Genomic DNA, 12,628 nt, shown 5'->3' on the forward strand with positions numbered 1-12,628 from the left:
ATGAAAATTTTACAAATCTATAGCTAACATATTTCACCATATGCACAACAAAGGAAAGCCCATACTTAGGCTTTCCTTCGTAACTTTCACTAGCACATTCTACTAGTACCTATTCTTTTATTAGCATTGAAATATCTGTTTATGCTTTATCAGCAGCTGCATAGATTTTTTGTACTCCTCTGTTGGATAAGTAGCAAGAGAACATACAAAGAACTACACCCACTAGTAATGTGTAGAAACCCATGTCCCAGCCCCAATGGTCTACAACGAAACCAAAGAGTGTTGTTCCTAAGGAACTACCCACAAGGTAACTCATAAAACCACGCAAGCCTACGGCAGATCCTAAGGCAAAGGTTGGAATCACTTCCATTGCTTGTACTGGAATCATAGATTGTGGAATGTAAATCAAGCATCCTGTAATACAAGCAAATACAGTGGCCCACAAAATACTATCAGAGTTCATATATCCAATCACACAAGCAAAGATAACCACCAAGCAATAAATTGGTAATTGCATAATGCGACCTTTGAAGTATTTATCTACTAAGTAGCCTGCCAAGATAGTAGATGGAATAGCAGCCCACTCAAATAACATGTAAGCTACACTCATCTCTGTTTTTGTAAAACCTTTTACTTTCAGTAAGTATAATGGAATCCAGGTAATCATGCCAAAGCGTACCATGTATACGAATACGTCGATTAATACCAAATACCAAGAGTTTGGATTTTTAAATACAAAATTGTAGAACACTTGGAATGCATTCATATTCTCTGGTTTACCCGTTGCCATTTTAGCAGATTTTTGCCCTGCCGCTTCCTCTTGGAATACTTCCTCTACAGTTGGTAATCCTTCTTCGGTTGGGCGCTTACGAACAAAATACAAAACTAATAAGACACAAATAGCGGCCAAGATAGCTGGTACTGCAAATGTACCGATTCTCCAGTGCTCTGTTCCTAAATAGCCAATCGCTACACCCACGATAGGTGCCACAATGCCACCACCTAAATTGTGGGACATATTCCAAATCGTACTAGCACGCCCCCGCTGAGATCTTGGAAACCAATAGCCTACTGTAATGATTGACGGTCCTACGCCCATTCCTTGGAATAAACCTAATAAAATAACGAGTCCGATGAATAAGGAATAATGTGTAGTAAATCCCATCAATACATTCAAAATGACGCATAAAGTCAAACCGATAGCCATAAAATACTTCGGATTTGCTTTATCTGCCAATACAGACATGAACCCTTTACTAAGTCCGTATGTAATCAATAAGCAGCTAGATAATAAACCTAATTGCGTTTTACTTAAATCTAGTTCGCCTGATAAATACGGCAACGCTAAATTAAAATTACTACGCACTAAGTAATAGGCTGCATATCCAATCCATACACCAATCAAAGAATTCATTTGCAAGCGTAAAAAACGACTTTTTACCTCTTGACTAACAACTTCCATTATAACGCCTCCTTTACATTATATGTCATGGCATAGTATATACCTTTTTTAGATGATAGGCTAGTAGTTTATGAACGTAAAAGTTCACTCATTTATAGTCTTTACTTTCAAAGTTTGGATACAAACCACGAATCATAATATCTAATCCATCATATATGCGGACCCCTGCACTATAGACCATAAACAAAGGGATCCCATAGACCCGATGATTACGAATTGCATCCACATGTTGCAATGCTAGATTATCACATAAACGTTGTATAATCTCATCTTGATGTTCATAATCATCTTCTTGTAACACTACAAATATGACAGAAGGGTTTAAATCAATCAATTCTTCTATATTGATGGTTTCCCCAACATCGCCCAATAAATTACCACCAATCTCTTCTATCATCTTTCCACCAAGTGTATCGTCATCATACACACCAAACTGTCGTCCGGCAGGTTCTATAATCATCACTGTATCCTGTGTAGGATGTGTTTCTCCATATTCTTTAGCTGCTTTCACATATTGCTGTATTCGATAAACAATCTCTTCAGCTTTCTCTTTTCGATTGACCACATTTCCTAAATCCAAAATATATTGGTATTCTCCTTCTACAGTAGCTAAAGAAGACTCCGCTGATGAACTTGCGATATACGTATGAACTCCTCTGCTCATCCAAAAATCAGTACTTTTTAACCTGTCCTTTTGAAATGTAGTGTACCAACCTACTATTAAGTCAGGTTCCCATAACAAAGTACTTTCCACATCTGGAACTTCCATACTTTTATAAGGAATTTTTTCATACTCTGCACGATACTCTTTTGAAATATATTTACTATCAGGCACCCCAATAGCTACAATGATTCTATCTCCCATACCTAATGCTAATAAAGTTTCTACTGAGTTTTGCCAAACCGCCATAATTCGATAACTTTCATCATCATAGGCTATATCTTGGTAAGTAATTTTGCTTGTCAATTGCTGTACAATACGAGGACTTGTCTTACTACTTCCTTCCGTAGTAACAACATACCTGGGCATAGGAATAAGTTCGTTTATTCCTTGCAAATATGCTGTATATATACTAGCTAAAATAACGCTACTAACTAGAAAAATATATATTTTTTTCATTCTGTCCCCTAAATAAAAGAGCTACAATTTGTAGCTCTTTTACAATGATTAGAAATTATATTTAGCACCTATCATGACTTGTCGTCCCGGCATTGCAGCGCCACCTGCACCAAAGTAAGAATCTGCCATTGTTTCATAGGCTTCATTTGTTACATTTGTAATGGCTAAATATGTAGTTATATCTTTAGTGATATTGTAATTTGCATTCCAATCAATTACAAAGAATCGTTTAGACGTAAACCCTACTGTATTAGCACCAGTATAATAGTTCATCAACAGACCAGAAGAGAATTTATCACTATCATAATTAAGATTTAACGTATAATGATTAGCTGGTCGTAAATTATTAATACCAGAGTTAATATCTGCTGGATCATTAAAACTCCAACCTTCTTTAGTAGTATAACCATGTTTTGCGGACCAAACATCTTTTAAATGGCTATAGGCAAGTCCAATATTCCAATGATCATTTAACTTATGATCTAAGGTAACATTAAAAGATGTTCTTTTTTGTTTTGCATTTACTGCATATTCCTCATCTTCTTCACTTACAAAAGGAACTATCGCGATAGAATTAGACATATTCATCACACTATAATGGGCTCCTAGTGTAGTATTTTTGCCAAACTCTTTTTGATATCCCAATGTAAAGACATTACCTTTTTCATCTTGCAATGGCGTATTATTTTCTCCATATACCGCTTGATAATCACTAGCATGTAATGGTCGTAAAATGCGAACCCATCCTGCATATACAGTGCTATGATCAGCAAACCGATATTGTAGGTTTAATGCTGGTGTTAAGACATGCGTAGAACCACCTTGAGATTCTTTTGTTTCCGTTGTAAAATCTGTATACTTAGCAAACCGAAGTGCTGGTGTAATATCAAAGTGATCATTAACATGAATTTTATCTTGTAAATATCCATAGATAGAATTGCGTTTTACAAAGGTTTCTCGATGGCCTTTTTCGCCATTGCTAATATGATAGTTTGCCGCTTTATCATAGGTAACATTACCAATCACATCATGTTTTCCTAATGAGCGAGCCACTTGTAGTTGAACCCCTCTATTTCTCTCACTTTGATAGGAAGTAGGAGCTGGTGCTTTTCCTCCAACTTTTGCTACCCATTCTTCGAGTGCCTTTTTACTGCCTCCTGGAAACGGAGCTAGGTGTTTACTAATCCACTTATTTAACGTCTCTTTATCCTTAACACCATCTGGAAAGTCTGCTTGAAATTGGTCTATACTACCTGGCAGCGCCCAGGTACCTAACATAGAGCCTAAATATTTATGATTTTGATTATATAGTCTTACGAAGCTCTCCATATCTCCTTGACGGTCAAAGGTATATTTTACATCTAAGTCATTATTTTGGAATTTATTATATGAACTAAAACCTATGCCGTGTAGCCCAAATAGATTACGGAATCCAGGAATAACATTCTCCCCTCTTAGGTAATAAGATTTCCCTGTATTCGGATTGATCATTAATTTGCCTTGATCATCTAATTTACCCACACCTATGGCAAATATAATACGATTCCAGTCATTTTGATTCCAATATTTTAAATTAGGTGTTGATACAGGATAACCATCTTTACCTTGTTTATGGGTATAGGAAATACTTAAACGATGGGTATCATCAAAATCCTTATCGATTCGTAAGTTGGCACCTTTTTCCTTAAACTCAGACCCACCAAGTGTGGCAGATTGACCTGTATATCCATCCACAAACTTTGTGTCGCCAGAGGTAATTTTATTAAGACCTACAAAATAATGTAAAGAGTTATCGTTACCCGCACTGCCTAAATAGGTGAAGTCATACTTATGCTGCTTCCAGCTACCTGTTGAAATATCTAATGTAGCCTGTCCACCACCTTCAACTCCTTTACGAGTCAAAATATTAATGACGCCACCTGTAGCATCTGAACCATACGCGGAAGCACCAGGTCCTTTGATAACTTCAATTTTATCAACAGCATTCATATTGATGACTTGATCTAAATTTACACCAGTACTTTTGCTACCATTTTCATTTATAGAGCCAATATTTTCACTAGTCATATTATCAACGCGACGACCATCTACAAGAATAATTACTCTTGCATCACCATTAATAGTCAAACTATTATTATGTGAATTATATCCATATTCTCCACCACGATATCCGGGACTTTGGATAGCTACACCGGGAACACGTTTAATGGCTTCACTTAAATCAGTATAGTGACGTTTTTCAATTTCTTCACGAGTAATAACTTTCACATCACCACCTGTACGATAATAGGATTGTTCCGTTACAGTATTCCCAAATTGATCCTTTGAACGGTCTCCCTTCACGACTTTAGGGTCTAATTGATACTTATCTAGATGTTCATCAAATGCCGCTTGTACACCACTAAATGTAGTCAGTGCTACGCAAGCCAGCAAAGCTGCTGACACCCCTTTTTTTGTAAATTTCATGAATATACCTCCCTTAAGTATTCCGTACGCCCATACGAAAAATAAAATAAGACCTTACACATATAAGGTTCCAAATTAAGTATAACTCTACATTATGTTAAATTTCAAGTTTCAGATTATGAAAGTTTATAATTCCTAGTATTACACTATGTTGTATATATTTTTTAGTATTGATTACGTTCATCTACAATTTTTCTAATACTACTATAGTGACTAAAAGCGCCATACAATTCTAACTACACGTAGTCAGAACCATATGGCGCTATGTACTTCATTTATGGTAACGCATAAACGTATCTATTTAATTTTATAATGCAAACCGATAGGTTCTCGTTGCATAGGCTCGAACTGGTCGGCCGTTTCGTGTGGCTGGAACAAAGGTCCATTGATACGCCACGCGCATCACCGCTTGTTCAAATTCAGGTTGTCCGCTGCCTCCAATAATATCTACAGAGCTAACGGAACCATCTTTTTCTACTACCAATTGAACAACCACAGTGCCTGTTTTACCTTGGCGGAGCATTTTAGGAGGGTACGGTGCTTCTACATCACTGACTAGAGATAAACTACCAGCATCGACAATCACTCCATCATCGTTGCCGTCTACCCCGTTACCATCTCCAGTACCTTTGCCGTCTCCATCTCCGTTACCGTTACCATTACCATTTCCATCGCTAGGTTCCGTACCTTCTCCACCGCCTCCAGTGGTTCCTGGAAGTGCTGATGGTGGTGCTACAATCGCTACATTTTTAGGTGCTTCCGCTTTCACTTGTTCTAAAATTGCATCTGCATCGGTTAGATTCGTAATCGGTGGTGGAATTTCACGTTTTTCAGTATGGGGTGCTGTAATCGCTGGTCCTGCACTCGGTTGCCCTGCACTACCTTTGTCCTCATGAACCAACTGCACCTCTACAATTTCATCCGATTCTGGTGTCGGTGTTTGGATATGACCCAATACGCCTAGAAGTACTACAAGACCTATATTCGTCAGTCCGGATATCACTGCGGGTATACGCCATCGTCTATCCATAGTACCTCCTTATTTACTATCTGTCGCAATGGATACTTTCACGATACCCATTTGTTTCAACGTGTCTAAGACAGCAACAAATGCACCATATTCCGCTTTCGCATCACCACGCAAGATAACGACCATGTCATCGCCCTTCGCTTTTTCTGCTTGCAAGTAACGAATCATTTGATCTAGCGTCACCGGTTGCGCTTCCACATAGATTTGTCCATTACTTGTTACAGTAATTGGAATTTTACGTTGCAAGTCCACTTTCGATGCCACCGCTTGCGGTAATTGAATTGGCACAGATTTTTGTACGACCATCGTCAACATACTCATCATGAAGAATACCAACAAAAAGAAGATGATATCAATCATTGGAATAATCATGAGTTTCGGTTTAGACGTAGTCCGTAAGGATCTAAGCCGCATGGTTGTCACCTGCCAATTCCGCCATATACATAGCACTTGCATCTTCGATTTGGCTAATCAAAATATCTTGTTGTTGCACTAAGTATGTATGTAAAATCAAAGCAATAATCGCCACGATCAAGCCTGTGGCTGTAGCAATCAAGGCTTCCCCTACGCCGCCAGTGATGGCAAATGGTTGCCCTTCAGAAATGGATAATACACTGAAAGACCCAATCATACCTGTTACTGTACCCAACAAACCCAACAAAGGAGCCATTGTTACGATAGATTCGATGTAGTTTAAATATTGACGTAATTTTGCAGATTCACTAATCGCTGCTGCTTCCAACAATTTTTCTTGTTGCTCTTTGTTGTTGCCACCACAAGCTGCTTCTGCAATGACATGCGTAGCCATACCTTTGCTTGTTTCTTTTAAAGCTTGTAAGCCCTTCCAGTTGCTTTGTTGTACTAGTGGGATAATCTTTTCACGCAATACATTTACATCATCTAACATAGAGCGGTAGAAACGCAAGCGTTCAACAAAAATAATCACAGCAATGAAAGAACAAAGTAACAATGGATACATTACATATCCACCCTTAATAAATAATTCAAATAATTCCATGTGATACCTCCTTATATATAAATACTTATTTCACTGTTTCCGTAAAAATAATATGAATAGAATCTTCTGTCGGACCTTCCACAATGCGACTATGTACACCATATAGGTTTTGAATAAACTCTGGTGTCAGCAACTCTTTCGGCGTCCCTGTACCGACCACTTGCCCTTTTTCTAAGGCTACTAGACAATGACAAAATTGGGATGCCAAGTTTAAATCATGAACAGCCATCAATACAGTTACCCCTGCATCTCGAACGATTTCCAACATTTCCAATTGGTACTTGATATCCAAATGATTCGTTGGTTCATCCAAAATCAGACATGGGCTTTCTTGTGTTAAGGCTCTGGCCAAAATCACACGTTGTTGTTCTCCCCCTGAAAGGCTCAAGAAACTCCGTGTTTCCATATGGTCCATCCCCACCTGTGCTAAGGCCCGTCTAGCTATAGTATAGTCCTCTCGTGTATCTCCTTCAAGTAATTTTTTATGTGGCATACGCCCCATAAGAACAATATCCATCACCGTAAAATCAAATTGGTACTGATTATGTTGTGCCACTACAGCCATTTGTAAGGCACTTTCACGGAAGGAAAGTTCATCTAAGGCACGACCATTCAGCATAATTTGTCCCGCATTAGGATGTAATGTACGATACATGCATTTCAACAATGTACTTTTACCACTACCATTAGGACCAATTAGACCTACAATTTCACGATCTTGCACATCTAAATCTATACCTTGTAAGATTTGCGTTTGTCCAATGCCAAAGGCAACTTGTTCTACTTGTAAATTCATTAATTACCTCCAAACGCATAGGTTTGCTTAATCATTAAGTATACAAAAGCTGGCGCACCAATCACAGAAATTAAGATACCAATCGGTAGTTCCGTGTGAGGAATGATCGTTCTACTCAACGTGTCTGCTACTACTAATAACAAAGCACCGCCCAAAGCAGAAATAGGAATTAATCCTTTATGATTTGTACCTAAGGCTTGACGTACAATATGAGGAATCAGCAACCCAACGAATCCAATAATACCTGCTGCATATACGGCGAAGCCTATCATAATTGAACTCATTACAAGGTATAATTGACGATATCTATGTAGATCTACACCAAGGGTAATAGCCACTTCATCACCTAGTAACATCAAATTCAAAATGCGTGTTTGGAACCAGAAGAATACAATTGGCAATAGAATGACAAATAGCATAATGCCAATCAAATCCCAATTAGCCCCTGCTAGACTCCCCATCATCCAGAAAGCTACGTTTTGAATTCCTTCTTTATCCTTTGCGAAATATACGATAATGCTCGTAAAAGCACTGCAAACGGCGCTCAATGCCATACCTGCTAATAACAATTTGATTGCATTAGCACGGCCGCCCATATTGGCAATAATAAGCACTCCAAACGATATAACCATAGCCCCTATGAAAGCCATAATGCCCACATATTCTTCACCAAAGGCAATGCCTACACCCATTAAAATGGCTACCGTAGCCCCTGTGGATGCACCTGATGAAATGCCTAAAATATATGGATCTGCCAGTGGATTTTTAACAATGGCTTGCATAATGACACCACTGACAGCAAGTCCTGCACCGACTAAAGCCGCCAAGATAACCCGTGGCATACGCAACATCCATACAATATCGTTCAAAGCCCCTTGCCGTGGATCCTCAATCGTAATGGTATTGACAAATTTTGATGCCACTACTTGCCACAATGTATGTGCTGGAATATGGACTGTCCCTAAAAATAAAGACCATGCCATACCCGCAATCAATAGAGCTATGAGTATAATTCCTACACCCACCACTGTGAATGTATGTGTTCGATTACTCATGAATACCTCCTGTAAAATTAGGATACAATCCGTGAATCATAAGATTCAATCCATCATGAACTCGAGTGCCTGCGCTGTATACCATAAATAATGGAACCCCATGTACTCGATGATTACGTATGGCATCTACGTGTTGTAGTGTAGGATTCTTATATAGATTGTCTATGAGTTCATCTTGCCGTTCATAATCCTCTTCTACTAGCACTAAAAAGATAACTGATGGATTTAAATGAATCAACTCTTCTGCATTGATTGTTTGTCCTGCCTCAGAAATAAGATGTCCTCCTATTTCTTCCAGCATATTTCCTGCTAATGTTTCCTTATCATATACACGATACTGGCGTCCCGAATTTTCGAGTATCAGAACCGTATCTTTCGTGTTCTGTGTTTCTCCATAGGCTCTTGCTTCTGCCACTGCACGTTTAGTTCGATTCACCAACGACTGTGCACGTTCTTCTCTATTGACAATCGCTCCTAGATCAAGAATATATTGATATTCTCCCTCTACTGTCCTCTTAGATTTTTTATAGGATGCTCTTGAAATATAACTATCAATCCCACGTTGTGCCCAGAAATCTGTACTCTTCCAATTATTCTTCTGAAAGGTAGAATACCAGCCTACAAGCAAATCTGGTTCCCATAGTAATGTAGTTTCTACATCTGGAATTTCCATGCTTTTATAAGGAATCTTTTCGTAAGCATCACGATATTCTTCTGCTATATATTTACTATCTGGCACTCCTATAGCTGCGATCATACGATCACCTACACCTAAAGCAAGCAACGTTTCTACCGAACTTTGCCAAACGCCCATGATGCGACGTGGTTCCCCTTCATAGGTAATCACTTGATCCGTGCCTTTACTCGTTAATTGATTTACCGTACGAGGTCCTACTTCATGGGATATAACAGTACTCTCCACATACTCAGGCATAGGAACGAACTCTTCCATACCATGTAGGTGTGCGCTGTATAATCCTAATATGATAGCTAACATACATCCAGTTATATATAACTTTTTCATTTATTCACCTAAACGAAAGAGCTACCAAGGTAGCTCTTTCATGAATCAGTATTAGAATTTGTATTTAGCACCAATCATAGCTTGACGTGCTGGCATTGCAGAGCTACCTGGCCCATAATTAGAGTTACTTGTTGTTTCGTAAGCTTCATTTGTTAAGTTTGTTACTGCTACATATGTTGTTAAATCTTTATTTACATCATAGTTTAAGTTCCAATCTAGGATTACGAAACGTTTTGAAGTAAAGGCTTCAATATTGGAACCAGTATAGTAGTTAACCAATAATCCAGAGGATACTTTACCCGCATCATAATTTACATTGAGTGTATAATGATTCGCCGGACGCAATTTGTTAATACCTGTATTAATATCACCAGAATCGTTATAACCCCACTCTGGTTTTATAACATATCCAGGTTTAACGCCCCATTTATCTTTCAAATGGCTATATGCAGCGCCTACAGACCAATACTTATTGATTTTATGGTCCACTGTTACATTAAAAGCAGTTTTCTTTTGTTTCGCATTGACCGCTGTACTTTCAAATTCATTTCCTACACGAATTGGGAAAGAAGCAATAGCATTACTCATATCTGTTAAGCTATAATTTAGACCTACCACAGTTTTCTTATTCAGCTCTTTTTGATAACCAATAGTATACACATTGCCTTTTTCATCTTGTAAAGGCGTTTTAAACTCACCATAAGTAGACGTGTAGTCTCCGCTACGTAATGGACGCACTACTTTTGTCCAACCAGCATACACTGTATTATGATCACCAAAGCTATATTGAAGATTTAAAGCTGGTGTTATTACATGGCTAGCTCCACCTTGGGATTTTACACCATTAACAATATAGTTTCCATATTTTACAAAACGGAGTGTTGGAGTGATATCGAAATTATCATTTACATGAATTTTATCTTGTACATATCCATATAACGAAGTACGTTTAGTGACAGTTTTTTGAACTTTACCGTGACGTTTTGATACTGCATCATTAAACGCCTTATCATAAGTTACATTAGCAAGTAAATCATGCTTACCAATAGAACGACCTACTTGTACTTGCATACCACGAGTTTTTTCATTTCGATAACTTGTCGGTGCTGCTGCCTTACCACCAGTTTTTTCTACCCATTCTTCTAGGGCTGCTTTGCTGTCTCCTGGGAATGGTGCTAAATTTTTAGAAATCCAATCATCTAGTAAAGATTGATCTTTCACACCAGTCGGGAAATCTTCTTTAAATTTATCTTGAATAGTTTTTTCCTCTGGTAATGGCAAATGCCAAGAGTATGTATCTGTGCTAGAGTATTTATGGTGTTGGCTATAGAATCGAACAAAACTTTCCATATCAGATTGACGATCAAATGTATATTTTACATCTACATCATTATTTTTAAACTTACTATAAGAATTATATGCCAATCCATCTAAGGCAAACAAATTATGATATCCAGGATTCGTTGCATTACCCCATGTTGTGCTATCATCAATTAACATACCATTTTCATCTAATGCTCCCACATCAGCAGAGAAAATGATGCGATGCCAATCTTTTGTGTTCCAATATTGTAAATTTGGAGTGGAAATTGGATACCCATCTTTACCTTGCTTATGATTGATGGAAATTGTCAATCGTTGTGTATCGCTAAAGTCTTTATCGATACGTACATTAGCGCCTCTTTCATCAAAACGAGCTCCACCTAATGTTCCCACTTCACCAGTGTGTCCATCACGGTATTTTGTATCATCAGATTTAACACGATTTAATCCAACAAAATAATGTAAGGAGTTATCATTTCCTGCACTACCAGAGTAAGTTAGATTATACTCATGCTTCTTCCAAGAACCTGTAGATAGATCAATCGTACCTTGATTAGCTTCTGTACCTTTACGAGTAATAATATTGATGACCCCACCAGTCGCATCTGATCCATACGCAGAAGCTCCAGGTCCTTTAATCACTTCAATTTTATCAACTGCATTAATATTAGTTACTTGATCTAAGTTCACACCTGTAGATTTACTTCCACGGCCACTTTCATCAGAGATACGTGTACTTGTTGCATTATCTACACGACGACCATCTACTAGCACGATAACACGAGTATCACCATTGATAGAGATTCCGTTGTTGAAAAACTGGAACCCATATTCCCCACCACGGTATCCTGGGTTTTGGAATGTTACCCCTGGAATACGTTTGATGGCTTCTGTTAAATCAGAATAATGACGTTTTTCAATTTCATCACGAGTGATAACTTTTACGTCACCACCTGTACGATAATAGGATTGTTCTGTTACTGTGTTACCAAATTGATCTTTAGAACGATCACCTTTCACTACCTTTGTATCTAATTGATAATTGTCTAAATGCTCATCAAATGCCGCGTGTACGCCGCTAAATGTAGTCAATGCTACACAGGCTAACAGAGCTGCAGAAATGCGCTTATTTGTTATTTTCATGAATATACCTCCAAAAAATTTCGTACACCCATACGAATTAATATATATGTATTGCTTTCAATACATAATAACATGCTGTTTATAATTATACTTCATAGAATCTTCATTTTACAATATATTTTTCAAATATAACTAAATTTCATATTTAAGTCACTCTATATTATCTTAACTTATTATTTTTGTGATAGTAT

The 12,628-nt window shown here is 37.8% G+C and carries 10 protein-coding genes; all 10 read right to left on the reverse strand.

All coding sequences use genetic code 11. From position 1 onward, the window contains the following. Positions 1-139 precede the first annotated feature (139 nt). Positions 140-1,462, reverse strand: a complete 1,323-nt coding sequence (locus tag EO121_RS06630) for an MFS transporter (protein ID WP_127166918.1) — start codon at positions 1,460-1,462, stop codon at positions 140-142. Positions 1,463-1,550: 88 nt separating this feature from the next. Beyond that, positions 1,551-2,492, reverse strand: a complete 942-nt coding sequence (locus EO121_RS06635) for an ABC transporter substrate-binding protein (protein ID WP_164725883.1) — start codon at positions 2,490-2,492, stop codon at positions 1,551-1,553. Between the two features lie 138 nt (positions 2,493-2,630). Continuing rightward, the gene (locus EO121_RS06640; RefSeq protein WP_127166922.1) at positions 2,631-5,048 is read right to left on the reverse strand and encodes a TonB-dependent siderophore receptor; all 2,418 of its coding nucleotides are present in this window, start codon (positions 5,046-5,048) and stop codon (positions 2,631-2,633) included. Between the two features lie 307 nt (positions 5,049-5,355). Further along, a complete protein-coding gene (locus tag EO121_RS06645) occupies positions 5,356-6,078 on the reverse strand; it encodes an energy transducer TonB (RefSeq protein WP_127166924.1) in 723 nt (240 codons plus the stop codon). 9 nt (positions 6,079-6,087) lie between these two features. Further along, on the reverse strand, positions 6,088-6,492 hold the full coding sequence (locus tag EO121_RS06650) for a biopolymer transporter ExbD (RefSeq protein WP_127166926.1): 405 nt from the start codon (positions 6,490-6,492) through the stop codon (positions 6,088-6,090). Beyond that, complete coding sequence (locus tag EO121_RS06655) at positions 6,482-7,096, reverse strand: MotA/TolQ/ExbB proton channel family protein (RefSeq protein ID WP_127166928.1); 615 nt, start codon at positions 7,094-7,096, stop codon at positions 6,482-6,484. Before EO121_RS06655 ends, EO121_RS06650 begins: the two co-directional genes overlap by 11 nt. Positions 7,097-7,121: 25 nt before the next feature. Further along, on the reverse strand, positions 7,122-7,892 hold the full coding sequence (locus EO121_RS06660) for an ABC transporter ATP-binding protein (protein WP_127166930.1): 771 nt from the start codon (positions 7,890-7,892) through the stop codon (positions 7,122-7,124). Further along, entirely contained in the window at positions 7,892-8,947 is a 1,056-nt protein-coding gene (locus EO121_RS06665) for an iron ABC transporter permease (protein ID WP_127166932.1), read from the reverse strand. The genes EO121_RS06660 and EO121_RS06665 overlap by 1 nt, the downstream gene beginning before the upstream one ends. Further along, on the reverse strand, positions 8,940-9,971 hold the full coding sequence (locus EO121_RS06670; RefSeq protein ID WP_127166934.1) for an ABC transporter substrate-binding protein: 1,032 nt from the start codon (positions 9,969-9,971) through the stop codon (positions 8,940-8,942). Before EO121_RS06670 ends, EO121_RS06665 begins: the two co-directional genes overlap by 8 nt. Positions 9,972-10,022: 51 nt before the next feature. Continuing rightward, a complete protein-coding gene (locus EO121_RS06675) occupies positions 10,023-12,437 on the reverse strand; it encodes a TonB-dependent receptor (protein ID WP_206168552.1) in 2,415 nt (804 codons plus the stop codon). Between the last annotated feature and the right edge of the window lie 191 nt (positions 12,438-12,628).

This window comes from Veillonella sp. CHU732, assembly GCF_003992085.1.
In the GTDB taxonomy this organism is placed as follows: domain Bacteria; phylum Bacillota; class Negativicutes; order Veillonellales; family Veillonellaceae; genus F0422.